This is a genomic window from Micrococcus sp. TCR-5, from assembly GCF_052220525.1.
GTDB lineage: Bacteria > Actinomycetota > Actinomycetes > Actinomycetales > Micrococcaceae > Micrococcus > Micrococcus luteus.
In genome coordinates this window covers 61481-86331 of sequence record NZ_JBQPDO010000003.1, presented here as the reverse complement: position 1 = coordinate 86331, position 24851 = coordinate 61481, and the positions used below count along the sequence as shown (strand labels likewise).

22 protein-coding genes are annotated in these 24851 nt (G+C 72.2%); 16 read left to right on the top strand and 6 right to left on the bottom strand.

What is annotated here, in order from left to right:
- Window positions 1-91 precede the first annotated feature (91 nt).
- Window positions 92-1630 carry a hypothetical protein gene (locus tag ACTSKS_RS03130; protein WP_101965723.1) on the top strand — a complete coding sequence of 513 codons (1539 nt, stop codon included), beginning with the start codon at window positions 92-94 and terminating at the stop codon, window positions 1628-1630.
- Between the two features lie 105 nt (window positions 1631-1735).
- Here ACTSKS_RS03130 and ACTSKS_RS03125 read toward each other — a convergent pair whose 3' ends face one another.
- Window positions 1736-3250: a catalase gene (locus tag ACTSKS_RS03125; RefSeq protein ID WP_135040448.1), complete on the bottom strand. Its 1515-nt coding sequence runs from the start codon at window positions 3248-3250 to the stop codon at window positions 1736-1738.
- Between the two features lie 226 nt (window positions 3251-3476).
- Here ACTSKS_RS03125 and glyA point away from each other — a divergent pair, with 226 nt between their 5' ends.
- From glyA to ACTSKS_RS03105, 4 genes are all read left to right on the top strand, one after another.
- The gene (gene glyA, locus ACTSKS_RS03120; RefSeq protein ID WP_010079361.1) at window positions 3477-4757 is read left to right on the top strand and encodes a serine hydroxymethyltransferase; all 1281 of its coding nucleotides are present in this window, start codon (window positions 3477-3479) and stop codon (window positions 4755-4757) included.
- 7 nt (window positions 4758-4764) lie between these two features.
- Complete coding sequence (locus ACTSKS_RS03115; protein ID WP_442927288.1) at window positions 4765-5676, top strand: bifunctional methylenetetrahydrofolate dehydrogenase/methenyltetrahydrofolate cyclohydrolase; 912 nt, start codon at window positions 4765-4767, stop codon at window positions 5674-5676.
- A 97-nt stretch (window positions 5677-5773) separates the two neighbouring features.
- Window positions 5774-6760: an ABC transporter ATP-binding protein gene (locus ACTSKS_RS03110; RefSeq protein ID WP_242934130.1), complete on the top strand. Its 987-nt coding sequence runs from the start codon at window positions 5774-5776 to the stop codon at window positions 6758-6760.
- Between the two features lie 3 nt (window positions 6761-6763).
- The gene (locus ACTSKS_RS03105; RefSeq protein ID WP_442927287.1) at window positions 6764-8653 is read left to right on the top strand and encodes an ABC transporter permease; all 1890 of its coding nucleotides are present in this window, start codon (window positions 6764-6766) and stop codon (window positions 8651-8653) included.
- Window positions 8654-8669: 16 nt separating this feature from the next.
- Here ACTSKS_RS03105 and ACTSKS_RS03100 read toward each other — a convergent pair whose 3' ends face one another.
- Complete coding sequence (locus ACTSKS_RS03100) at window positions 8670-10172, bottom strand: MFS transporter (protein ID WP_225941322.1); 1503 nt, start codon at window positions 10170-10172, stop codon at window positions 8670-8672.
- A gap of 102 nt (window positions 10173-10274) precedes the next feature.
- Here ACTSKS_RS03100 and ACTSKS_RS03095 point away from each other — a divergent pair, with 102 nt between their 5' ends.
- The 8 genes from ACTSKS_RS03095 to ACTSKS_RS03060 all read left to right on the top strand — a co-directional run bounded on the left by ACTSKS_RS03095 (window position 10275) and on the right by ACTSKS_RS03060 (window position 16985).
- Entirely contained in the window at window positions 10275-10838 is a 564-nt protein-coding gene (locus ACTSKS_RS03095) for a hypothetical protein (RefSeq protein ID WP_442927286.1), read from the top strand.
- Window positions 10838-11764 carry an exodeoxyribonuclease III gene (locus ACTSKS_RS03090; RefSeq protein WP_060973412.1) on the top strand — a complete coding sequence of 309 codons (927 nt, stop codon included), beginning with the start codon at window positions 10838-10840 and terminating at the stop codon, window positions 11762-11764. The genes ACTSKS_RS03095 and ACTSKS_RS03090 overlap by 1 nt, the downstream gene beginning before the upstream one ends.
- A 26-nt stretch (window positions 11765-11790) precedes the next feature.
- Window positions 11791-12873, top strand: coding sequence for a tryptophan--tRNA ligase (trpS, locus tag ACTSKS_RS03085; RefSeq protein WP_069941879.1), 1083 nt, complete (start codon window positions 11791-11793; stop codon window positions 12871-12873).
- A 181-nt stretch (window positions 12874-13054) separates the two neighbouring features.
- The gene (locus ACTSKS_RS03080; protein WP_061866935.1) at window positions 13055-13816 is read left to right on the top strand and encodes an ABC transporter ATP-binding protein; all 762 of its coding nucleotides are present in this window, start codon (window positions 13055-13057) and stop codon (window positions 13814-13816) included.
- On the top strand, window positions 13813-15096 hold the full coding sequence (locus ACTSKS_RS03075) for an ABC transporter permease (protein ID WP_061866934.1): 1284 nt from the start codon (window positions 13813-13815) through the stop codon (window positions 15094-15096). The genes ACTSKS_RS03080 and ACTSKS_RS03075 overlap by 4 nt, the downstream gene beginning before the upstream one ends.
- A 58-nt stretch (window positions 15097-15154) precedes the next feature.
- On the top strand, window positions 15155-15757 hold the full coding sequence (locus ACTSKS_RS03070) for a hypothetical protein (RefSeq protein ID WP_061866933.1): 603 nt from the start codon (window positions 15155-15157) through the stop codon (window positions 15755-15757).
- A gap of 78 nt (window positions 15758-15835) precedes the next feature.
- The gene (locus ACTSKS_RS03065) at window positions 15836-16450 is read left to right on the top strand and encodes a hypothetical protein (RefSeq protein WP_206482137.1); all 615 of its coding nucleotides are present in this window, start codon (window positions 15836-15838) and stop codon (window positions 16448-16450) included.
- A 7-nt stretch (window positions 16451-16457) separates the two neighbouring features.
- A complete protein-coding gene (locus tag ACTSKS_RS03060; protein WP_063188988.1) occupies window positions 16458-16985 on the top strand; it encodes a hypothetical protein in 528 nt (175 codons plus the stop codon).
- Window positions 16986-17165: 180 nt separating this feature from the next.
- Here the strand turns inward: ACTSKS_RS03060 and ACTSKS_RS03055 are convergent, their stop codons facing one another.
- The 4 genes from ACTSKS_RS03055 to sdhC form a co-directional block, all read right to left on the bottom strand.
- Window positions 17166-17957 (bottom strand): succinate dehydrogenase iron-sulfur subunit, encoded by a 792-nt coding sequence (locus ACTSKS_RS03055; RefSeq protein ID WP_036381948.1) that lies wholly within the window; start codon window positions 17955-17957, stop codon window positions 17166-17168.
- Complete coding sequence (sdhA, locus tag ACTSKS_RS03050; protein WP_069941877.1) at window positions 17957-19744, bottom strand: succinate dehydrogenase flavoprotein subunit; 1788 nt, start codon at window positions 19742-19744, stop codon at window positions 17957-17959. Before sdhA ends, ACTSKS_RS03055 begins: the two co-directional genes overlap by 1 nt.
- 77 nt (window positions 19745-19821) lie before the next feature.
- On the bottom strand, window positions 19822-20301 hold the full coding sequence (locus ACTSKS_RS03045) for a succinate dehydrogenase hydrophobic membrane anchor subunit (RefSeq protein ID WP_036314556.1): 480 nt from the start codon (window positions 20299-20301) through the stop codon (window positions 19822-19824).
- A 3-nt stretch (window positions 20302-20304) separates the two neighbouring features.
- Window positions 20305-20709 carry a succinate dehydrogenase, cytochrome b556 subunit gene (gene sdhC / locus ACTSKS_RS03040; protein ID WP_078025777.1) on the bottom strand — a complete coding sequence of 135 codons (405 nt, stop codon included), beginning with the start codon at window positions 20707-20709 and terminating at the stop codon, window positions 20305-20307.
- Window positions 20710-20956: 247 nt separating this feature from the next.
- Here sdhC and ACTSKS_RS03035 point away from each other — a divergent pair, with 247 nt between their 5' ends.
- The 3 genes from ACTSKS_RS03035 to ACTSKS_RS03025 all read left to right on the top strand — a co-directional run bounded on the left by ACTSKS_RS03035 (window position 20957) and on the right by ACTSKS_RS03025 (window position 24728).
- The gene (locus ACTSKS_RS03035; RefSeq protein WP_052520022.1) at window positions 20957-22108 is read left to right on the top strand and encodes a mannose-1-phosphate guanylyltransferase; all 1152 of its coding nucleotides are present in this window, start codon (window positions 20957-20959) and stop codon (window positions 22106-22108) included.
- Window positions 22109-22169: 61 nt separating this feature from the next.
- Window positions 22170-23426, top strand: a complete 1257-nt coding sequence (locus ACTSKS_RS03030; protein WP_061866929.1) for an amidohydrolase — start codon at window positions 22170-22172, stop codon at window positions 23424-23426.
- Window positions 23427-23570: 144 nt separating this feature from the next.
- Entirely contained in the window at window positions 23571-24728 is a 1158-nt protein-coding gene (locus ACTSKS_RS03025; protein ID WP_060974005.1) for a BMP family lipoprotein, read from the top strand.
- The last annotated feature ends 123 nt before the right edge of the window (window positions 24729-24851 follow it).

Sequence of the window (24851 nt, the reverse complement as noted above, 5' to 3'; positions counted from 1 at the left end):
CAAGACCAGGTTCCCCGCCGCGCGGCGGCGGGGGAGGCACGACGCGGCGCCCGGCCCGGCCGGTCGCCCCAGACGACCGAGGAGCACCCCCATGCCACAGTCCACCCTCTACTGGATCATCGCGGCGATCATCGTCGTGCTGCTGATCCTGATCATCGTCTCGGTGATCGCCTCCCGCCGTCGTCGTGAGGCCGAGGCCGAGGCCGCCGAGACCCGGCTCGAGCGCCGGGGCGTCAGCGCGGACACCGCGGGTGAGCAGGCGGCCGCCCCCGCGGCCCCGACCCGCCTCTCCCGCCTGGACGAGGTGGCGGCCGAGAAGGACGCGCGCCCGGCGCCGGCCGTGAGGCCCGCCGGGGGTCTGGCTGCGTTCGACACCGCCGCGGCGGACCGCGAGACCGACGAGTCCGGCGCCGGCGTGGCCGGCGGTGCCGGGGTGACCGTGGACCAGCAGGACGCCCCGAGCACCGAGGCCACCGCTCAGACCCACCGCCGCGACGCCGCGGCTCCGGCCACCCGGGGCACTCTGCGCCCCGCTCCGGCGGTGCCGAGCACGGTGCGCGAGGCGGACACCGTGGGCCTGGGCGCGGCCGGTGTGGCCGGCGGCTCCGGCGTCACCCTGGACGAGCAGACGCCCGCGGCGGACGTCCCGGCGACCCCGGCCTCCCCGTCCCCGGTGACCGAGACCCCCGCCCCGGCGGCACCGGTGGCCGAGGCTCCGCAGCAGAGGAGCCACCTCACCCCGGCCCCCGAGCACGTGCACGGGACCGTCCCCGCCGACGAGGTCGCCGCCGAGCACACCCCCACCAAGGAGTTCGCCACGGACGGGATCCCCGTCCCGCAGGGCGAGCACCTCGAGACGCACACGGTCGCCACCACCGCGCACGGCTCGGTCACCGTCGTGGCCACCGAGTCGGACCAGGCCCAGCAGACCGGCGTCGACGGGACGGAGCGCTCGGCCGCCGGGTCCCTGCGCATCGACGGCACGCCCGGGGTGCCCGGTCGCGTGGCGGAGGCGGACCGCGAGCCGGCGCGCACCGATGACCACGGCGCGGACGTCGCGCAGCCGGCGGCGGTCGAGCCCGCGGCTGAGCGCCCGCCGCTCGAGGCCGCCCCGGCCACCCGCCGGGCCGAGGCCCCGGAGACCCACGCCGGCACCACGCCGGCCACGCCCCTGGGCGGCGCCCCGGAGCTGGATCCGACCGCGGCCTCGTCCGGCCGTGCGGAGGACGCCACTCCGGCGACCCGCCGCGAGGCCCGCGCCGCCCAGTCGGCGGCAGCCGCCGGGACTGCCGGGACCGCCGCGCCGACGTCGTCGACGCCCACGACCGTGGCCCCAGACACCTCCACCTCCTCCGCCCCCACGGATGAGGAGCCCGCCGAGGACGACACCGAGGGCGCCGCCCTCCCGGACCTGCGGGCGGACCGCGACGAGACCCGAGCCTCGGACGCCGAGGGTGAGTCGAAGCTGGCCCAGGCCGGCGCCGTGGCGGCCTCCGCGTTCGAGACCGTGCGTGACAAGGTCGCCGTCCCGCTGCGGGACAACGTGGCCGTGCCCGCCAAGGACAAGGTCGTGAAGGTGGTCAAGGACAAGCTGTCCCAGGCGCAGGAGCGCCGCTGGGGCAAGCGCTGACCAAGGCATTCGCCCCACGACGACGGCGGCCGCCCCCTCGTGTGAGGGAGCGGCCGCCGTGCGTTCAGCGGAGGGCGCGCGGGCGCCCGCCGGGGGAGGGGGCCGTCAGATGCGGGCCTCGCCGCCGGCCTCGACGCCGGGGATGCCGTCGCCCTCGTGGCGCTTGACCTCGTCCTCGATGCGCTGGCCGATCGTGGCGTCCACGTTCTTCCAGTACTCGAAGGCGCGGGCCTGGACGTCCTGGCGGACACCCTTCAGCGCGCCGGACACGGTCTCCACGAAGTCGTCACGCTCCTGGTCCGAGAAGACCTCGCGGACGAGGGTGCCGGCCTGGCCGAAGTCGTCGTCGTCCGCGCGCAGCGCCTGGGCCTCACGGGTCAGGGTGCCGTCGGCCTCCCAGCCGTCGTCCACCGGGCCGGTCTCGTCCGACCAGGAGTCGCCGTTGGAGTTCGGCACGTAGGTGGAGCGGTCGCCGGTGTGGTCGTACCACATCTGGCCCTCGAAGGCGTAGTTGTGCACCGCGTTCTTGGGACGGTTCACCGGCAGCTGGTTCACGTGGGCGCCCACGCGGTACAGCTGCGCGTCGTGGTACGCGAAGGCGCGGCCCAGGAGCATGCGGTCCGGGGAGAGGCCGATGCCCGGCACGGTGTTGCTCGGGCTGAACGCGGCGGACTCGATCTGCGCGAAGTGGTTCTCCGGGTTGCGGTTCAGGGTCAGCGTGCCGACCTTGATGCGCGGGTAGTCCTTCTTGGAGATCGTCTTCGTCAGGTCGAAGGGGTTGAACCGGTAGGTCTTGCCCTCCTCGTAGGGGATCGCCTGGATGTAGAGGTCCCACTTGGGGTGGTCGCCCTTGGCGATGGACTCGAACAGGTCCTGGCGGTGGAAGTCGGCGTTCTCGCCGGCGATCTTGGTGGCCTCGTCGTTCGAGAGGTTGTGCACGCCCTGCTGGGAGATGAAGTGGTACTTCACCCAGTGCTTCTCGCCCTGGGCGTTGACCCACAGGTAGGTGTGGGAGCCGTAGCCGTTCATCTCACGCCAGGTGCGGGGCAGGCCGCGCGGGCCCATCAGGTAGGTCACCTGGTGCGCCGACTCGGGGTTGTTGGTCCAGAAGTCCCACTGCATGGTGGCATCGCGCAGGCCGGAGTCCGGCAGGCGCTTCTGCGAGCGGATGAAGTGGGTGAACTTCATCGGGTCGCGCAGGAAGAAGATCGGGGTGTTGTTGCCGACGAGGTCGTAGTTGCCCTCCTCGGTGTAGAAGCGCAGTGCGAAGCCGCGCACGTCGCGCCAGGTGTCCGGGGAGCCGAGCTCGCCGGCCACGGTGGAGAAGCGCAGGAGGGTCTCGGTCTTCGTGCCGGGCTGGAACACGAGGGCCTTGGTGTACTTCGACACGTCCTCGGTCACCTCGAACTCGCCGAACGCGCCCGAGCCCTTGGCGTGCGGGCGGCGCTCCGGGATGTTCATGCGGTTGAAGTGCTGGTGGGTCTCCAGCAGGTGGGTGTCGTGCAGGACGATGGGCCCCTCGCTGCCCACGGTCAGGGACTGGCGGTCGCTGACGGCCGGGGCGCCGTTCTGGCGGGTGGAACCGGTCGCGTGCGGGGTCGTCTTCTGGTACTCCGTCATGGAACTCTCCTTCGTCGATCGACGTCGGCCGCGCACCGATCGGCGCGGTGGGCGGCGTCACCCCCGATCTTGGCATATTTCTGAATCAGTCAAAAGAACCGCGCGCCGAGGGTGGCGGCCGGGGCCGCCGCCGCCGTCGTGCAGACCCGACGACGGCGCCCGGTCACTAGGATGGAGGGCACCGGAGCCTTCCGGCCGCACAGACCCCCGTTCGAAGGGAACCCCCGTGACGCAGACGCCCGACATCAACACCCAGCCCCTCGCCGAGGTGGACCCGGAGATCGCCGCGGCGCTCGCGGACGAGCTCGGCCGCCAGCGGGGCACGCTCGAGATGATCGCCTCGGAGAACTTCGTGCCGCGCGCCATCCTCGAGACGCAGGGCTCGGTGCTGACCAACAAGTACGCGGAGGGCTACCCGGGCCGCCGCTACTACGGCGGCTGCGAGTTCGTGGACGTGGCCGAGAACCTGGCCATCCAGCGCGCCAAGGACCTGTTCGGCGCCGAGCACGCCAACGTCCAGCCGCACGCCGGCGCCCAGGCCAACGTGGCCGTGATGACCTCGCTGCTGGACCACGGGGACACGATGATGGGCCTGTCCCTGGCGCACGGCGGCCACCTGACGCACGGCATGAAGCTGAACTTCTCCGGCAAGAACTACAGCATCGCCGCGTACGAGGTGGAGCCGGACACCCACCGCATCGACATGGACAAGGTGCGCGAGAAGGCCCTCGAGGCCCGGCCGAAGGTGATCGTGGCCGGCTGGTCCGCCTACCCCCGTCAGCTCGACTTCGCCGCCTTCCGCTCGATCGCGGACGAGGTCGGCGCCAGGCTCTGGGTGGACATGGCCCACTTCGCCGGCCTCGTGGCCGCCGGCCTGCACCCGAACCCGGTGCCGCACGCCGACGTCGTCTCCTCCACCGTGCACAAGACCCTCGCCGGCCCCCGTTCGGGCTTCATCCTCTCCACCGAGGAGCTGAAGAAGAAGATCGACTCCGCCGTGTTCCCGGGCCAGCAGGGCGGCCCGCTGATGCACGCGATCGCGGGCAAGGCCGTGGCCTTCAAGATCGCCGGCTCCGCGGACTTCAAGGAGAAGCAGGAGCGGACCCTGGCCGGCGCGCAGATCCTGGCCGAGCGCCTGACCGCCCCGGACATGGCCGAGCACGGCATCTCGGTGCTCACCGGCGGCACGGACGTGCACCTGGTCCTGGTGGACCTGCGCGAGTCCCAGCTGGACGGCAGGCAGGGCGAGGACATCCTGCACGAGGTCGGCATCACCGTGAACCGCAACTCGGTGCCGTGGGACCCGCGCCCGCCGATGACCACCTCCGGCCTGCGCATCGGCACCCCCGCGCTGGCCTCCCGCGGCTTCGGCGAGGCCGAGTTCCGCGAGGTGTCCGACGTCATCGCCGAGGCCCTCAAGCCGAGCCCGGACGTGGAGGCGCTGCGCGCCCGCGTCGTGAAGCTCACCGAGGACTTCCCGCTGTACGACGGCCTCGAGGGCTGGTGAGCCGGCGATGACCGCGAAGGTCCTGGACGGCAAGGCCACCGCCGCCGCGATCAAGGAGGAGCTGCGCGGCCGCGTGGCCGCCCTCGCCGAGCGCGGGCACACCCCCGGCCTCGGCACCCTGCTCGTCGGTGAGGACGCCGGCTCGCAGAAGTACGTGGCGGGCAAACACCGCGACTGCGCCGAGGTGGGCATCGAGTCCATCCAGCGTGAGCTGCCCGCGGACGCGACGGAGGAGCAGATCCTCGACGTCGTGCGCGAGCTGAACGAGGACCCGGCCTGCACGGGCTACATCGTCCAGCTGCCGCTGCCGAAGCACGTGGACACCCAGAAGGTGCTCGAGGCCATCGACCCGGACAAGGACGCGGACGGCCTGCACCCCATGAACCTGGGGCGGCTCGTGGCCTCGGTCGGCGGCGAGCTGGACTCGCCGCTGCCGTGCACCCCAGCCGGCTGCGTCGAGCTGCTGCGTCACCACGGTGTGGAGCTGGCCGGCAAGCACGTGCTCGTGATCGGCCGCGGCGTGACCATCGGCCGGCCCGCCGGCCTCGTGCTCACCCGCCGCGAGGTCAACGCCACCGTGACCCTGGCCCACACCGGCACCACGAACCTCGACGAGCTGCTGGCGAGCGCCGACGTCGTGATCGCCGCCGCCGGCTCCGCCCACATGGTGACGCCGGAACAGGTCAAGGAGGGCGTGATCGTCCTGGACGTGGGCGTCTCGCGCGTGACCGGCCAGGACGGGAAGTCCCGCGTCCTGGGTGATGTGGACCCGGCCGTGAAGGAGAAGGCGGCCTGGATGGCGCCGAACCCGGGGGGCGTCGGGCCGATGACCCGCGTCATGCTGCTGGCGAACGTCGTCGAGGCCGCCGAGCGCGCCGCCGACGGCGAGGACTGGGCGGGGGAGCGGGCCGGCGCCTGACCTCTCCCCGCCCCGCGACGAACCCTGCGAATCGCAGGGTTCGCCGCCGAGGGGGCGGCACGCGTCCGGGCGGGCGGTGCGCCTATGCTGTCGGCTTGTGAGCCCCACCACTCTGCACGCGTCCCCCGGCCCCTCCTCCGTCATCCGTGCCCGTGGGCTGCGCAAGCAGTACGGCGAGTTCCACGCCGTGAAGGGCATCGACCTGGACGTGCGCCCCGGCGAGTGCTTCGGCCTGCTCGGCCCCAACGGCGCGGGCAAGTCCACCACCATGCGCATGCTCGCGGGCACCTCGCAGCGCACCGCGGGCGAGCTGACCATCCTGGGCATCGACCCGGAGGAGGACGGGCCGGCCGTCCGTGCGCGCTTGGGCGTGGTGCCCCAGCAGGACAACCTGGACGAGGAGCTCACCGCCCGGGAGAACATCCTGATCTACGGCCGCTACTTCGGCCTGCCCTACTCGTACCTGCGGCCCAAGGCCGAGGAGCTGCTGGCCTTCGCCCAGCTCACCGAGAAGGCGGACGCCAAGGTCACCGACCTCTCCGGCGGCATGAAGCGCCGGCTCGTGATCGCCCGCGCCCTGGTCAACGAGCCGGCCCTCTTCCTCCTCGACGAGCCCACCACGGGCCTGGACCCGCAGGCCCGCCACATCCTGTGGGACCGCCTCTACCGGCTCAAGGAACGCGGCACCACGCTGCTGTTGACCACGCACCACATGGACGAGGCGGAGCAGCTGTGCGACCGGCTCGTCGTGGTCGACGGCGGCGAGATCATGGCCGCCGGCACCCCCGCCGAGCTCATCCGCGAGCACGCCTCCCGCGAGGTCCTCGAGGCGCGCTTCGGCGCGGACCGCAACGAGGCCGCAGCCCGCACCGTCCAGGCCCACGCGGGTGACGGCGTCGTGCACCGCGTCGAGGTCCTCCCGGACCGCGTCCTCGTCTACGCCCGACGCGCGGACGACCTGCACGACGTCGTGCAGCGCCTCGTCGACGAGGGCGCCCTGCCCGCCCCCGTCACCACGCTGACCCGCCGCGCGAGCCTCGAGGACGTGTTCCTCATCCTCACCGGCCGCACCCTGGTGGACTGACCCGTGCCGTCCTCCACCACGACGACGACCCCCGGCCCCGCCTCGCCCGCCGAGCCGCTGCGCCCGCCGGTCACCGCGGCGGCGTCCGCGGAGCGTGTGAGGCGCCGCGGCGTCCTGCTCTACGCCGAACACCAGCTGCGGAACATGCGTCGCTACGGCGCGGTGCTGCTCGTCGGGGCGCTCGGCGAGCCCGTGCTCTACCTGCTGGCCATGGGCCTGGGCCTGGCCCAGCTCATGGGCGGGGGGATGCCGCAGGACGCCCTGGGCGGGGTCTCCTACGTCGCGTTCATCGCCCCGGCGCTGCTGGCCTCGGGCGCGCTGATGACCGCGTCCGTCGAGTTCTCCTACCCGGTGATGGGCGGGTTCCAGTGGCAGCGCACGTACTACGCGGCGCAGGCCACTCCGCTGTCTCCGGCGCAGATCGCCCTGGGCCACCTCGCGGCCGTGAGCCTGCGGTTCGTGTTCCAGGCCGCCGTGTTCCTGCTGGTGATGCTGGCGTTCGGCGTGGTCTCGAGCCCGTGGGCGTGGGTGCAGGTCCTCACCGCCACGCTCGGCGGGCTCGCCGTCGGCGCGCCGATCATGGCGTTCGCGGCCTCCCTGAAGGAGGACAAGGGCCAGTTCGCCACCCTGCAGCGGCTCGTGGTCATGCCCCTGTTCCTGTTCTCCGCCACCTTCTACCCGCTCGAGGCGCTGCCGGTGTGGCTGCGCTGGATCGGCTGGCTCTCCCCGCAGTGGCATGCCGCCCAGCTCGGCCGCGTGCTCTCCTACGGGATGGTCGAGCCGGCCTGGCTCACCGTGGTGCACGTGGCGTTCCTGCTGGCCCTCGCGCTCGGCGGGGCCTGGCTCGCGGTGCGGATCTACACGCGCCGCCTCGGCTGGGTCCGCGGCACCCCGGACCGCGACGCCGTCACGGCCGCCCGTCGCGACCGTGCCCCGCGCCTGGGCCGCCGTGCCCCGCGCCTGGGCCGCCGTGCCGCGCGCACCGGGGCCGCCCGCGCCGACGTCGCACCCGCCGCCGCGCAGGCGGACCCGGCTGCGCCGTCGTCCTCGGTGGTGCGGGAACACGCCGTCGCCGTGCCGCCCCTGCCCGAGATCCCCGTCCGCCGCGGCCCGCTGGCCGGCGCGTACTCGGGCAACGTGCGCGCGGTGATGGAGCGGGCGTTCCTGTCCCTGAAGTCCAACAACTGGGTGGTGTTCTTCTCCGGGTTCTTCGAGCCCGTGCTCTACCTGGCCTCCCTGGGGCTCGGGCTCGGTGCGCTGGTCGGCGACGTGGCCGGCCCGGATGGCACCCCCGTCCCGTACGGCATGTACCTCGCCCCCGCACTGCTGGCGGTCTCGGCGATGAACGGTGCCATCTACGACTCCACGTGGAACGTGTTCTTCAAGCTGCGCTACGCGAAGACGTACCAGACCATGCTCTCCACGCGGTTGGGCCCGCTGGACGTGGCACTCGGGGAGATCGCGATGGCACTGCTGCGCGGGCTGATCTACGCGGTCGGCTTCCTGATCGTCATGACCGTGGCCGGTCTCGTCACCTCGTGGACGGCGCTGCTCATGATCCCCGGCGCCCTGCTCGTGGCGCTGGGCTTCGCCTCCCTCGGCATGGCGGTGACGAGCTGGATGAAGACGTTCCAGCACATGGACTGGGTCCAGATCGTGCTGATGCCCATGTTCCTGTTCTCGGCCACGTTCTTCCCGCTCGCGGTCTACCCGGAGCCGATCCAGTGGGTGATCCGCGTGTTCCCGCTGTGGCACGCGGTGGAGATGATGCGCGCGCTCGCGGTGGGGGCGCTGAGCTGGGCGACCGCCGGCCACGTCCTCTACTTCGTGGTGATGGCCGGCGTCGGGGTGTGGCTCGCCGCCCGCCGGCTCGGCGCGCTGTTCCTGCGCTGAGGCCCCCGCGGGCCGGTCAGGCCGCGCGCACCGCGCGGCGCCGCCGGACCACGTCCAGGGCCGCGACCACGGCGGTGAGCGCCCAGCACACGGCCACCATGCCCATGGCGGTCGAGGCCGCGTGCGCGTACGCCGCGGCCGACGGTGGCCCGGCGCTCTCGGCTGCGGCGCCGGCCAGGGCCGCGAAGAACGCGCCCGTCACCACGGACAGGCCCAGGGCGGTGCCGAGGCGCTGCGCCGTCTGGGCGACGCCGCCGGCCGCCCCCGCCTCGTGGCCGGCGACGTCGTCCATCATCAGCACCTGCGTGCTGGTGAGCAGCAGGGCCTGCGAGGCCGACTGCACGATCAGCCCCACCCCCACGATCCACGGCGACCACGCGCCGGCCGCGCTGCGCTCGAACGCGAGCGCGAGCACCCCCAGCGACACGAGGCCCACCAGAGCGCCGAGCAGCACGAGCACGGGCCCGCGCCGCTGCACCATCGAGCCCACCCACGGGGACAGAGAGGCCACGACGACGGCGCCGGGCAGACCCACGAGGCCGGCCTCGAGCGGCGTGAACCCCATGCCGCGCTGCAGGAAGATCGCCACGATCGCGAACACCGCCGGCATGGTGGCCAGGTAGATCGTGGACTCGAGCGCGCCGATCGTGAAGGACGGCCGCCGGAACAGGGCCGGGTCCACCATGGGCTGCACGCCGGTGGCCGACGCCCGGGCCTTCACGCGCTTCTCCCACAGCCACCACGCCGTCACGAGCGCGGCGGCGAGCACCAGCAGCCAGGCGGTGCCCGGGACGATGAACGGCACCATGAGGCTCACCCCGCCGGCGCCGAGCAGCAGGGCGCCCACCGGGTCGAGCGCGGCGATCCCGCGTGGTCCGGGGGCGGGGGGCAGGCCGTGCACGCGGGTGGGCGGCGGCAGCCAGAGGGCGCCCATCGCGACGGCGGCCAGGCCCACGGGCACGTTCATGAGGAACGTGGAGCGCCAGCCCCACTCGGGGCCGAACGCGCCGAGGAACAGCCCGCCGAGCAGGGGCCCCACGGCCACGCCGAGGCCCACCACGGTGCCGAAGAGCCCGTAGGCCCGCCCGCGGGCGCGGCCGTGGAAGTTCGACTGGATGAACCCGATGACCTGGGGGTTGAACACGCCCGCGCCCAGGCCTGTGAGCAGGCGCCCCGCGTTGAGCAGCAGGGTGTCCCCGGCCAGGCCGGAGAGCAGGGAGCCGAGCATGTACAGCGTGATGCCCGCCAGGAACAGGCTCTTGCGCCCCCACAGGTCGCCGGCGCGGCCCGCAGCCACGAGCACGGTGCCGAACGTCAGCGTGTACCCCGCCAGCACCCACTGCAGATCCGCGCTCGTGGCGTCCAGGCCCGACTCGATGGCCGGCAGCGCCACGTTCACCACGGACACGCTCATCAGCGCGAGGAAGAGCGGCATGAGCAGTGCGGTGAGGATGCGGCGCTGGTCAGGGGTGAAGGCCCCGGACGCGGGGTCGGCGGGGTGCGGGGGGCGGGGGGTCATCGCCTCAGGATAGGCACCGACGCGGGCCGCCCGATTCGGAGCGCACCCCGCGATGCGGGATGATGGAGGGCAGACCCCACGAGCCCCTCCGGAGGAGCACCCATGTCCCAGTCCCTGACCCCCGGTCCCGACGGCGCGCGCCGCGGCCCCCGCGCCGGCCTGCGCGTGGGATCGCTCGGCTTCGTCGCGATGATCGTCATCCTGATCGTGGCGATCATCTTCGCCGCGAACCAGAACGACGTGATCGGGTGGCTCGTGGTCGCCGTCGCCGCCGGCTGGCTCGTGTTCGCGGTGGTCGTGTACCTGCAGATGCGCCGCGGCGTCCAGGCCGCGGGCCGCAAGGTGGACACCGCCATGCAGAACGCCCGCGCCGACGTCGCCGCCCTGCGCGGCCGTGACGCCGACGCCGCCGCCCCCGCGGTGGCCCCGTCGGCGCCGGCCGCGGACCCCCTGCGGGACACCAAGCTGGACCACTCCTTCAAGATCGCCCAGGTGCAGGTGCGCGTCGTGCGCGAGCAGCTCGCCGCGGGCGAGGGCATGGACCGCGAGATGGTGGACCGTGCCCTGGAGACCATCGACATCACGGCCTCCAACGCCCGCGACATGATCAAGGAGTCCCGGGCCGGTGGCGCCGAGGGCCCGGTGACCGGGACGGTGATCGGCTGATGACGGCGCTGCCCGAGAAGGACCCCGTCACCGGGAAGTACCCCGAGCCCGCCGAGGGCGAGCCCGTGGTGCACGCCCACGCCGGGGCGCCCAAGGCCGACGGCGCCGTGCGCGTGGCCACCGTGAACGTCAACGGCATCCGCGCCTCGCACCGCAAGGGCATGCGGGAGTGGTTCGCCGGCCGCGGCGTGGACGTGCTCACCCTCCAGGAGGTGCGCGCCCCCGCGGACGTCACGGCGCAGCTGGTCCGCGAGATCGTGGGCGAGGACTGGGACGAGGTGCACCTGGCGGACGCCGTGGCCGCCGCCAAGGGGCGGGCCGGCGTCGCGATCGCCTCGCGGTTCCCGCTCGGCGAGGTCCGCACGGGCATCGCCGACGCCGACGGGTACTTCGACGACGCCGGCCGCTGGATCGAGGCCGACCTGCGCCTGCCGGACGGCTCACCGCTGACCGTGGTCTCGGCGTACGTGCACTCGGGCGAGGTCGACACCCCGAAGCAGGTGGACAAGTACCGGTTCCTCGACGAGATGGTCCGCCGCCTCTCCGAGCTGGCCGCGGGGGAGGGGCACGCCCTCGTCACGGGCGACCTCAACGTGGGCCACACCGAGCTGGACATCAAGAACTGGAAGGGCAACGTGAAGAAGGCCGGCTTCCTGCCCGAGGAGCGCGCCTACTTCGACCGGTTCTTCGGAGAGCTCGGCTTCACGGACGTGCACCGCGCCCTCGCCGGGCCGGTGCCGGGCCCGTACACGTGGTGGTCCATGCGCGGCAAGGCCTTCGACAACGACGCCGGGTGGCGCATCGACTACCACATGGCGACCGCGGGCCTGGCCGAGCGGGCGACGACCGCCGTCGTGGACCGCGCCCCCAGCTGGGGCACCCGCTTCTCCGACCACGCCCCGCTCGTGGTCGACTACCAGTTCTGACCGTGCAGGAGAGACCCGAGGCTGAGATGACCATGAAGAAGAACTCCGTGCAGGACGTCCTGGCCCAGGACGCCGCCGCCACCGCCCACCTGGCCGGCGCGTCCGCCCGGCACCGCGTGCTCTCCGGCATGCAGCCCTCGGCGGACTCCCTCCACCTGGGCAATTACCTCGGCGCCCTCGTGAACTGGGAGCGCACCCAGGCCGACTTCGAGGCGTTCTTCTTCATCCCCGACCTGCACGCCATCACCGTGCCGCAGGACCCGGCCGCGCTCGCGGAGCGCACGCGGGTGGCCGCCGCGCAGTTCATCGCCGGCGGCATCGACCCCGAGCGCTCCACGCTGTTCGTCCAGTCCCAGGTGCCCGAGCACGCGCAGTTGGCGTGGGTGCTGACCTGCATGACCGGCATGGGCGAGGCCATGCGCATGACCCAGTTCAAGGACAAGTCCGCCAAGCAGGGCGCGGACGCGGCCGGCGTCGGCCTGCTCGCGTACCCCATGCTCATGGCCGCGGACATCCTGCTCTACCAGCCGCACGGCGTGCCCGTGGGCGACGACCAGCGCCAGCACGTGGAGCTCACCCGCGACCTGGCCCAGCGCTTCAACCACCGCTACGGCGAGACGTTCGTGGTGCCCACCGGCTTCTACCCGGAGACCGGCGCGCGCATCTACGACCTGCAGGACCCCACGTCGAAGATGTCCAAGTCCGCGGCGTCCCCGAACGGGCTCATCAACATCCTCGAGGAGCCGAAGAAGACCGCCAAGAAGATCAAGTCCGCGGTCACCGACGACGGCACCGAGGTGCGCTTCGACCGCGAGGCCAAGCCCGGCGTCTCCAACCTGCTGACCATCCTCTCCGCGGTGTCCGGCACGCCGATACCGCAGCTCGAGGAGGAGTTCGTCGGCAAGATGTACGGGCACCTCAAGGTCGCGGTGGCGGACGCCGTCGTCGAGCGCCTGGCCCCCGTGCGCGAGCGCGCCCTCGCGCTGCTGGACGACCCCGCCGAGCTCGACCGCATCCTCGCCGCCGGCGCCGAGAAGGCCCGCGCCGTGGCCACGCCCGTGCTCGAGGACGTCTACGCCAAGGTCAGCTTCCTGCCGCCGCTGCGCTGAGCCGGGCCGCACCGGCCCCCCGACGACGGCCCGCGCCCCCGACCTGCGGGGGACGCGGGCCGTCGTGTTTCTCCGACTCGAGGCGGAGGCGGCGGCGCGTGCCCGGCTGTCAGGATGGGTGCACTGCCTCCGCTCCTGCCGCAGCGGGGGCGAGCCCCACCGACAGAGGAGTGCCGGAGCCATGTCCACCGCGGTCCCCATCCCCGCCGTCGCCGAGGTCCCGCCCGGCGCCGAACCCGTCCTGGAGACGGAGAACCTCGTCAAGGTCTACGGCCGCGGGGCGTCCCGCTTCGACGCGCTGAAGGGCATCACCCTGCAGATCCAGCGCGGCGAGTCCCTGGCCGTCGTCGGCAAGTCCGGCTCCGGCAAGTCCACCCTGATGCACCTGCTGGCGCTGCTGGACCAGCCCTCCGCCGGCGTGGTGGCGATGGACGGCCGTCCCGTCTCCCAGCTCAAGGCCGCGGAGATCTCCCAGCTGCGCAACGAGCGGTTCGGCTTCGTGTTCCAGCAGTTCTTCCTGAACCCGACCCAGACGGTCCTGGAGAACACCGTGCTGCCGCTGAAGATCGCCGGCGTGGGCCGGGCCCAGCGCACCCGCCGCGGCATGGCGGTGCTCGAGCGGCTCGAGCTCGCGGACAAGGCGAAGAACAAGGCCACGGACCTCTCCGGCGGACAGAAGCAGCGCGTGTGCATCGCCCGCGCGCTCGTGAACAACCCGACGGTGCTGTTCGCGGACGAGCCCACAGGCAACCTGGACTCCGCCACCTCGGCGGCCGTGGAGGACATCCTCTTCGGCCTGCACCGCGACGAGGGCATCACCCTCGTGGTGGTCACGCACGACGACGACCTGGCCGCGAAGTGCGACCGTCGCGTCGAGCTGCAGGACGGCGTGGTCATCGCCGACGAGCGCGTCGGCACCGAGCGGGACGGAGCACGGGCATGAAGGCCACCGACGTCGCGGGCACGGCGCTCGCCAACACGATGCGCTCCAAGCTGCGCACCTTCCTCACCGTCGTCGCGATCGTGATCGGCGCATTCACGCTGACCCTCACCACGGGGCTCGGCGCGGGCATCAACAAGTACGTGGACAACGTGGTCGAGGGCTTCGGCAAGCCCGGCGAGCTGACCGTGATGAAGCAGCAGGACATGTCCTCGGCCGGTGCGGCGAGCGGTTCGCCCCAGGAGTACACGGAACAGGACGCCGCCGGCGGCGAGATGTTCGGCATGCCGCAGCTCACCCAAGAGGACCTCGCCGCGATCGAGGACACCGAGCACGTCACCGAGGTGAAGACCTATCGGGTGGCCGAGCCGGAGTACATCCAGGGTCCGGACGACCGCAAGTGGCAGGCCGGCTTCATGGGCAGCTCCGGTGAGATCGACATGCTCACCTTCTCCGCCGGCCGTGCCCCCGAGGCCGGCGCCGACGAGATCGTCATGCCCGAGTCGTGGGTGGAGGACCTGGGCGCCAGCGACGCCGAGGACCTGATCGGCACGGAGCTGACCGTCGTGGCGGCGACCCCGCTGCAGGAGCAGAAGTCCGTGAAGACCACCGTGGTCGGTGTGACGAAGGCGGCCGCGTCCGGTGCGGGCACCGCCCCGACGCCGTCGGAGTCGCTCGAGCAGGCGATCTACGACATCACGACGGAGGGCCTGCCGGAGTCGCAGCGGAACACCTACTTCCAGGCCACGGCGATCGTGGAGGACCCGGAGGCGAACGAGGACGCCGTGAAGCAGGCGCTGGCCGACCAGGGCCTGCTGGCGCAGACCCTCGAGGAGCAGCTCGGCGTGATCCGCGGCATCATCGACGCCGTCACGTGGGTGCTCACCGGCTTCGCGCTCATCGCACTGCTCGCCGCCAGCTTCGGCATCATCAACACCCTGCTCATGGCGGTGCAGGAGCGCACCCGGGAGATCGGCCTCATGAAGGCCCTCGGCATGACCGGCGGGAAGATCTTCGGCCTGTTCACCATGGAGGCCGTCGTGATCGGCCTGCTCGGCTCGCTGATCGGCATCGGCCTGGGCGTCGCCGTCGGACTCATCGCGAACCAGGTGCTGACCACCGGCCCCCTCAGCGGCGTCACCGGCCTGGTCCTGTTCGCGGTCAACCCCCTCGCCCTGCTGCTGATCCTGCTGCTGATCGTGGCCATCGCGTTCATCGCCGGCACCTTGCCCGCCCTGCGTGCGGCCCGGAAGGATCCCATCGAGGCCCTGCGCCACGAGTGATCCTGCCGCCGCGCCCGTCACCGCCACCACCGTCACCCACGACACCGAGGAGCTCACCATGACCACCGATCGACCGCACCAGGACCCGACCCCGGAGCAGCCCGCCGCGGGCTCCCGCTACGGCACGCAGCCCTACGCGGCCCCGGGCTACGGCGCCCAGCCGGGCAGCCCGTACGGCATCGTCCCGGAGCCGGCCGCGTTCCCCGCGCTCCTGACGCTGACGCTCACGTCGCTCGCGCTGTACGTGCTGTCCTCCCTGCCGGCCCTGTTCGGTGGCGAGGAGAGCATCGAACGCATGCGGGACTCCCTTCGCCAGAGTGGCCTCACCCCCGAGCAGGTGGAGGAGATCGCCCCTGTCGTGGGCGCCTCCGTGACGGTGGGCACGATCATCGTCCTGCTCATCGGCGTGGCCCTGTACGCCCTGGTGTACTTCAACCTCCGCGGGGCCAAGAACTGGGCCCGCATCCTCGGCATCGTCGTCGGGATCCTGGGCACCCTCAGCGCCGTCGGCGGCATCTTCTCCTTCGTGACCTACCCCGGCATCGGCGGCGTGCTGGCCTCCGTGCTCAGCCTGGCGCTGGTGATCGTGAACATCCTGTGGCTGGTCAAGGCCTTCAACCCGCAGGTCGCGGCCTACACCCGTCAGGGCCGCCGCGCCTGACCCCGACGCCGTTCGCCGGCGGCGAGTCCTGGGTCGCCAGCCCTCGCCCCGGCGTCGGCCAGCGGAGACCATGGCGACATGGCCTCCGATCATCGACCCCCGCATCCCGCGTCCCCCCACCCCGACGACCTGGACGGCGGCGGGCGGCCCGTGGTGGGCCCGGATGAGGCGCGGCGGCGCATCGCCGGGCACTCCGGCCCGGACGCCCGCCCGCTGATCCGCCCCGACGCCCGCACCCCCGGCGTGTTCCGGGCGCTGCTCGGACTGACGGTCGCGTCCGCAGTCCTCTATGCCGCGTCGATCCTGCGCAACCTCCTCCCGGGCGCGGCCCAGGACATCGCGGACTCGCTGCCCGAGGGCGGCGCGCAGTCGCCCGCGATGACCGTCGACGCGATCGAGGGCGCTCTCACGGGCAGCGTCTGGTTCGCGACCCTGCTGGGCCTGGCGGTCTACGCGATCGTCCTCGTCGGCCTGACCCGGCACAGCAACACGGCGCGCATCATGGGCGCCCTGTTCGCCTCGATCGCCATCTTCGTGACTCTGCTGGGGACCATCCGCCTGTTCGTCTTCCCCGCCGGGGACGTCGTGCTGCCCCTGGTCCTGGGCGGGCTGTTCGCGCTCGTGAATGCGGCCTGGCTCGTGTGCGCCTTCAACCCGGGCCTCGCGACGACCTTCCTGCGCCGCCGGGCATGATGGGGGCATGCACCCCCTCGCCGACGATCCCCACGACGCGACGGACCGCGACTCCGCCCTCGACCGCGCGGCCCTGCGTCCCCTGCGCCTGTTCCAGACCGTCACGGCCGTCACGGGCGCACTGAGCGCGGCCGGCGTGGGGGGCGTACTGGCGCTGCAGTCGGCGCCCGGCTACGCCCGTGCCGTGCTGGAGGCGCGCTCCTGGGGCGCGAGCGAGGTCACCGACGCCGACGTCGCCGCGTTCCTCACCCCGGCGGGGGCGTGGCCGGTGGCCGCCGCGGCGGTGGTCGTCCTGACCCTGGTGCTCCTGGCCGGCATCACGCGTCGGATCCGGGCGGTGCGCCCCGTGGGCAGCGTGTTCGTGGTGCTGGGGATGCTCACGGCGGCCTTCTGGATGGTCGACGGCGGGCGGATGGTGCAGGCCGGGGGAGGGGGGCCGGTCGTGCTGGGGGCCGTCGTCGGGATGCTCGTGTCCAGCGCGGTGTGGCTGCGTGTGGCGCACCGGCGGGAGACGCGCGCCGCCTTCGACGGCTGAGCTCGCACCGCCTCCGCCCCCGGTCCCGCCCCCGTCCCCACGCCGAGGCCCGCAGACACGCCGCTACGCCGGGCCGGTGACGGCGCGTCTGCGGGCCTCGGCGGGAGGGGCACCCCTCCACGACGACGGCGGCCCGCCTCCTCGAGGTGAGGAGACGGGCTGCCGTCGTGGTGCGGGGGATCAGAACTGGCGGGCCAGGATGGCCTGCTTCACCTCGGCGATCGCCTTGGTCACCTGGATGCCGCGGGGGCACGCGTCGGTGCAGTTGAAGGTCGTGCGGCAGCGCCACACGCCCTCCTTGTCGTTCAGGATCTCCAGGCGCATGTCACCGGCCTCGTCACGCGAGTCGAAGATGAACCGGTGCGCGTTGACGATGGCGGCCGGGCCGAAGTACTGGCCGTCCGTCCAGAACACCGGGCAGGACGAGGTGCACGCGGCGCACAGGATGCACTTCGTGGTGTCGTCGTAGATCGCCCGGTCGGCCTGGGACTGGTAGCGCTCCTTGGTGGGCGCGTGGCCCTCGGCGACCAGGAACGGCATGATCTCGCGGTAGGACTGGAAGAACGGGTCCATGTCCACGATCAGGTCCTTCTCCACCGGCAGGCCCTTGATGGGCTCCACCAGGATGGGCTTGGACAGGTCGAGGTCCTTCAGGAGCGTCTTGCAGGCCAGCCGGTTGCGGCCGTTGATGCGCATGGCGTCGGAGCCGCACACGCCGTGGGCGCAGGAGCGGCGGAACGACAGGGTGCCGTCATGGTCCCACTTGACCTTGTGCAGGGCGTCCAGCACGCGGTCGGTGCCGTACATGGTCAGGCGCCACTCGTCCCAGTAGGACTCCTCGGAGGACTCCGGGAGGTAGCGGCGGACCTTGAGCACGATGTCGAAGCTCTCGACCTCGCCTGCGCCGCCGCCGGCGGACTGGGTCTGCGCCTGGGCCACGGGGGCCTCGGTCTCAGTTGCTGAGTGGCTCATCAGTACTTACGCTCCATCGGCTGGTAACGGGTCACGACGACGGGCTTGGTCTCGAAGCGGATGCCCTTGACGCCCTCCATCTCCGCGGTCTCGTCACGGTAGATCATGGTGTGCGCCATGAAGTTCTCGTCGTCGCGGTCGGGGTAGTCCTCGCGGTAGTGGCCGCCGCGGGACTCCTTGCGGCCCAGGGCCGCGAGGGTCATCGCCTCGGCGATGTCCAGGAGGTAGCCCAGCTCCATGCCCTCGAGCAGGTCGAGGTTGAAGCGGTGGCCCTTGTCCTGGACGGACACGTTCTCGTAGCGCCCGCGCAGCTCCTCGATCTTGGCCAGTGCGCGGCGGATCGAGTCCTCGTCGCGGAAGACCTGCATGTCCGCGTCCATCGACTCCTGGAGCTCGGCGCGGATGTCCGCGACGCGCTCGGAGCCGGTGGCGGAGCGCAGGTTCTCGATGTGCTCCACGGTCGGCAGCTCGCCGCCCTCGGGCAGCTCCACCCAGTCCGCCTGCGCGGCGTACTCGGCGGCGTAGATGCCGGCGCGGCGGCCGAACACGTTGATGTCCAGCAGCGAGTTGGTGCCCAGGCGGTTGGACCCGTGCACGGACACGCAGGCCACCTCACCGGCGGCGTACAGGCCCGGCACGACGGTGTCGTTGTCCTGGAGGACCTCGGCCTTGATGTTCGTGGGGATGCCGCCCATGAAGTAGTGGCAGGTGGGGAACACCGGCACCGGCTCCGTGTAGGGCTCGACGCCCAGGTACGTGCGGGCGAACTCGGTGATGTCCGGGAGCTTCTCGTCGATGTGCGAGGGCTCCAGGTGCGTCAGGTCGAGCAGCACGTAGTCCTTGTTGGGGCCGGCGCCGCGGCCCTGACGGACCTCCTCGGCCATGGACCGGGCCACGATGTCGCGCGGGGCGAGGTCCTTGATGGTGGGGGCGTAGCGCTCCATGAAGCGCTCGCCGTCCGCGTTGCGGAGGATGCCGCCCTCGCCGCGTGCGGCCTCGGAGAGCAGGATGCCCAGGCCGGCCAGGCCGGTCGGGTGGAACTGCACGAACTCCATGTCCTCGAGCGGCAGGCCCGCGCGGTAGGCGATGGCCATGCCGTCGCCGGTGAGGGTGTGGGCGTTCGAGGTGGTCTTGTACACCTTGCCGGCGCCGCCGGTGGCGAAGATGACCGACTTGGCCTGGAAGACGTGGATCTCGCCGGTGGCCAGCTCGTAGGAGACGACGCCGGCGGTGCGCTTCTGCTTGTAGGCGGTGCCGTCCTCGCGCACGGCGTCCTCCTCCACCAGCAGCAGGTCGAGCACGTAGAACTCGTTGAAGAACTCCACGTTGTGCTTGACGCAGTTCTGGTACAGCGTCTGGAGGATCATGTGGCCGGTGCGGTCCGCGGCGTAGCAGGCGCGGCGCACGGGCGCCTTGCCGTGGTCACGGGTGTGGCCGCCGAAGCGGCGCTGGTCGATCTTGCCCTCGGGGGTGCGGTTGAAGGGCAGGCCCATCTTCTCGAGGTCCAGCACCGCGTCGATGGCCTCCTTGGCCATGACCTCCGCGGCGTCCTGGTCCACCAGGTAGTCGCCGCCCTTGACGGTGTCGAACGTGTGCCACTCCCAGTTGTCCTCCTCGACGTTGGCGAGGGCCGCGCACATGCCGCCCTGGGCCGCGCCGGTGTGGGAACGCGTGGGGTAGATCTTGGTGAGGACGGCGGTGTGCGCGCGCTGACCGGCCTCGATGGCCGCGCGCATGCCCGCGCCGCCGGCGCCGACGATCACCACGTCGTACTTGTGCACCTGCATTCAGGTCTCTCTTTCTGGGTGTCTGTGACGCGGCGGCCGCTCGGGCCGGCCGCACCGCAGGGTGAGCGTTTCCGAGGTCAGCCGCAGAAGGCCGGGGAGCCCTCGAGCAGGGCGCCGGAGGCGTCCACCATGCAGGGATCGAAGGTGAAGATCACCAGGGTGCCGAGGATGATGATCACGGCTGTGGCGATGTACAGGATCATCGTCAGCCAGAAGCGGGCGCTGCCGCGACGGGTGTAGTCGTTGATGATCGTGCGCACGCCGTTGGCGCCGTGCAGCATGGCCAGCCACAGGAGGGCCAGGTCCCAGAACTGCCACAGCGGGTGCGCCCACTTGCCGGCCACGAAGCCGAAGTCGATGGCGTGGATGCCGTCGCCCACCAGCAGGTTGGTGGTCAGGTGCACGGCGATCAGCACGACGAGGAAGACGCCCGAGATGCGCATGAACAGCCAGGCGAGCATCTCGAAGTTGCCGCGGCCGCCGCCGTCGCGCGTGTACTTGGGGTCCAGACGGCGGCTGCGGGGCGCCGCGATGGTGGTCTCAGCGGTGGTGCTCATGGCTCAGTGACCTCCGAGTGCGAGGCTGAAGTGACGGATGGCGAAGCCCAGGGTCAGGACGACCCACAGCCCCAGCACGATCCACAGCAGGGTCTTGTGGTGCTGGGTGCCGCCCTTCCAGAAGTCGACCAGGATGATGCGCAGGCCGTTCAGGGCGTGGAAGATGATCGCCGCGACGAGGCCGGCCTCGCCGAGCGCGAAGTACCACGTCTTGTACGAGCCGATCACGGCGTTGTAGGCCTCGGGGGAGACCCGGACCAGGGCCGTGTCCAGCACGTGGACGAGCAGGTAGAAGAAGATGACGACGCCGGTGACGCGGTGGCCCACCCAGGACCACATGCCGCCGTGGCCCCGGTACAGGGTTCCGCGGCCGTTCTTGGCCGGGGCCTGCGCAGTGGCGCTAGACACGGTTGATACCTCCAGGGGGAATGCACGATCCCGGTCCTCCGCCGTGGGACGACGACGGGCAGGGGCGTGTGCGAGTGGATTCCTCCGCCTAGGGTAGACCCTTCCCGCGCCTCCGTGCCCGATCGGGGACCCGGGCGACCACTGTGACGCGTGCGGCGCCCCGCCGCCGTCCTGTTCGGTCTGGGCTGTGCCCCGCCTGGGACGCGGCGAGTGGTCCCCCGTCCGGACGGTTCCGTAGTCTGGCCCGGTGAGCACCGATCCGAACCTGACCGATGCCCCGCGCGAGGCCGCGCCGGGCACGGCCCTGTCCCGCTTCCACGCCGTGATCCCCGCCGGGGGCGTGGGCACCCGCCTGTGGCCCCTCTCGCGGGCCGCCGCGCCGAAGTTCCTCCACGACCTCACCGGCTCGGGCCAGACCCTGATCCGTGCCACGTGGGACCGTCTGGCGCCCCTGGCCGCGGGCATGCTCGTGGTGACCGGGGAGGCCCACCGGGAGGCGGTGTGCACGCAGCTGCCGGCCCTGGCGGAGACGGATCTGGTGCTCGAGCCCTCGCCCAAGGACTCCGCGGCCGCCATCGGCCTGGCCGCGGCGATCCTCTCCCTGCGCGACCCGGACACGATCATGGGCTCGTTCGCGGCGGATCAGGTGATCTCCCCGGTGGAGGTCTTCCAGGACGCGGTGCGGCAGGCCGTCGAGACGGCGGCCACCGGCCGGATCGTGACCATCGGCATTGAGCCCACGCACGCGGCCACGGGCTTCGGCTACATCCGCCGGGGCCGCCGCCTCCGCGTGGCCGGCGCCCCGGACGCGTACGACGTCGCCGCGTTCGTGGAGAAGCCGGACCTGAAGGTCGCCCAGCAGTACGTGAAGTCCGGCCGCTACCTCTGGAACGCGGGCATGTTCGTGGCGCCCGTGGGCCTCATGCTGGCCCACCTCGAGGAGAACGAGCCCGCGCTGCACGCCGGCCTGATGGAGATCGCCCGCGCGTGGGAGACGCCGGAGCGGGACGAGGTCATGGCCCGGGTGTGGCCCGAGCTGACGAAGACCGCCATCGACTACGCCGTCGCCGAGCCCGCCGCCGCCGTCGGCGACGTGGCCGTGATCCCCGGCTCCTTCACGTGGGACGACGTGGGGGACTTCGCGGCGATCGCCCGCCTGAACCCGGTCAAGGACGCCTCCGGCATCACGGTGATCGGCGACACCCCGCGGGTGTACTCGGACGACGCGTCCGGCGTCGTGGTGACGGACACGAAGCGCGTCATCGCGCTGATCGGCATCGAGGACGTCGTCGTGGTGGACACCGAGGACGCGCTGCTGGTCACCACCACGGAGCACGCCCAGGAGGTCAAGAAGGCCGTCGAGGCGCTCAAGGCGGAGGGCGTGGACGAGGTCCTCTGACCGCGCCCTGGGCCGGGTCCGGCCCGCACCGACCGGCACCCCCGGAGTAGGGTGCTGGGCCATGACCACCTCCGACTCCGTGCTGACCGGGCCCCGTCCGACCTCCGTCCCCTCGGTGGGCCCCGTGGTGGCCGAGCTCGAGGACGAGATCGTGTCCTTCCGCCGGGACCTGCACCGGCATCCCGAGCTCTCCTATGAGGAGTACCGCACCACCGACCGCATCGTGGAGCTGCTCTCCGGCTACGGGCTCTCGCCCGTGCGGATGGAGTCCACGGGCGCCTACGTGGACGTCGGGGAGGGGCCGGTGGTGCTGGCCCTGCGCGCGGACATCGACGCGCTGCCGGTCGAGGAGGAGACCGGCCTGCCCTACGTGTCCGTCAATGACGGCGTCGCGCACGCGTGCGGCCACGACATGCACACCGCCGTCATGGCGGGTGTGGCCGTCGCCCTCGGCCGCATCCTCCGCGGGGCCACCGCCGACGCCGACCTGCGCGCGGCCGGCGAGCGGGTCCACGGCACGGTCCGCGTCATCTTCCAGCCCGCGGAGGAGCGGCTGCCCGGCGGCTCCCTGGCCGTGCTGCGCCAGGGGATCCTCGACGACGTGCCCCGCATCCTGGCGGCGCACTGCGACCCCCAGGTCGACGTCGGCTCGATCGGCACCCGCATCGGCGCCATCACCTCGGCGGCGGACACGATCCGGATCACCCTCACCGGACGCGGTGGGCACACCTCGCGGCCCCACCTCACCGAGGACATGGTCTTCGCCCTGTCCCAGATCGCCGTGAACGTGCCCGCCGTGCTCTCCCGGCGGATCGACGTGCGCTCGGCCGTCTCGGTGGTGTGGGGGCAGATCGCCGCCGGCAGCGCGCCCAACGCGATCGACAACACCGGCTACCTGGCCGGGACCATGCGCTGCCTCGACGCGGACGTGTGGGAGGAGGCCGGTGCGCTGCTCGACGAGGTGGTCCGGCAGGTGGCCGCGCCGTACGGCGTGCACGTGCAGCTCGAGCACGTGCGCGGCGTCCCGCCGGTGCACAACACCGAGGGCGAGACGGCGCTGATCGAGACCGCGGCGCGGCGGGAGCTCGGCTCGCGGGCGATCGTCCTGACCCCGCAGTCGATGGGCGGCGAGGACTTCGCCTGGATGACCCAGAAGGTGCCCGGCTCCATGCTGCGCCTCGGCACCCGGTCCCCGGGTGGCCCCATCTACGATCTGCACCGCGGGGACTACGCGCCGGACGAGCGGGCCATCGGCGTGGGCATGCGGGTCTTCACCGCCGCCGCGCTGCAGGTGCTCACGGGCGAGGACCACCACTGACCCCACCGCCCGCCCCCGCCGGAGGGGACGGGCCCACCGTTCGGTAGACTCGCGCTCATCCGGACGGGGCCACCCGCACGGGCCCCGTCTTTCCGCGGCCACCGGCCGCGGACCTCGCACCGTGCCTTCCGAAATGAGGACCCCATGGGCATCGCCACCCCGTCGGCCGCGCGCCGCCGTCGTCTCCTGCTCCCCGCCGCCGCGCTCGGCGTCTCCGGCCTGCTGCTGACCGCGTGCGGCGCCCCGCCGGAGCAGTCCGAGGCCTCGGGCTCCGGCGCCGCCGAGAGCGAGGCCATCGCCACCGTGGACGGCGTCGGCTCGGACAACAAGGACTACAAGGCCTGCATCGTCTCGGACGAGGGCGGCTTCGACGACCGCTCCTTCAACCAGTCCTCCTACGAGGGCCTCAAGGCCGCCGAGGAGGCCTACGGCATCACCACCAGCGAGGCCGAGTCGAACGAGCCCAGCGAGTACACCCCGAACGTGACCGCCATGGTCAACGGCGACTGCGACGCCGTCATCGGCGTGGGCTTCCTCCTCGGCGACGCCATGAAGCCGATCGCCGCGCAGCACTCGGACACCCACTTCTTCGGCGTGGACGTCACCGACGGCGACTTCACCGACAACTTCCAGAAGCTCACCTACGACACGGCGCAGGCGGCGTTCCTGGCCGGGTACCTGGCGGCGGGCACCACCGAGACCGGCACCGTGGCCACCTACGGAGGGGCCGAGATCCCCACCGTCACCATCTTCATGGACGGCTTCGCCCGCGGCGTGGAGCACTACAACGAGGTCAAGGACAAGGACGTCAAGGTCCTGGGCTGGGACAAGGACGCGAAGACCGGCTCGTTTACGGGCGACTTCGAGAACGTGGCCAACGGCAAGACGAACACCGCCAACTTCATCAACGAGGGCGCCGACATCGTGATGCCGGTGGCGGGCCCCGTGGGCCTGGGCACCCTGGACGCCGTCCGCGAGGCGAACCAGGGCGGCAAGGACGTCAAGGTCATCTGGCCGGACTCGGACGGCTACGAGTCCACCAAGGACGGCAACCTGATCCTCACCTCGGTGAAGAAGAACATGGGCCAGTCCGTCACCGACGTGATCGCCGCGGACCTGAAGGACGAGTTCTCGGCCGAGCCCTACGTGGGCACGCTGGAGAACAAGGGCGTCGAGCTGGCCCCGTTCCACGACTTCGAGGACACGGTGCCGCAGGAGCTCAAGGACGAGCTCAAGGACCTCGAGGCGAAGATCATCTCGGGCGAGCTGAAGGTCGGTTCGGAGTACTCCCCGGAGGCCTGACCCGCCTCGCCACCGCCGCGGGGCCGGCCCGGACCCCTCCGGACCGGCCCCGCGGCGCGCGGGCGCCCGGCCCGCCCCCGCCGCCGAGCGCGGCACCACGAGCATCGACCAGACGGAAGGCCC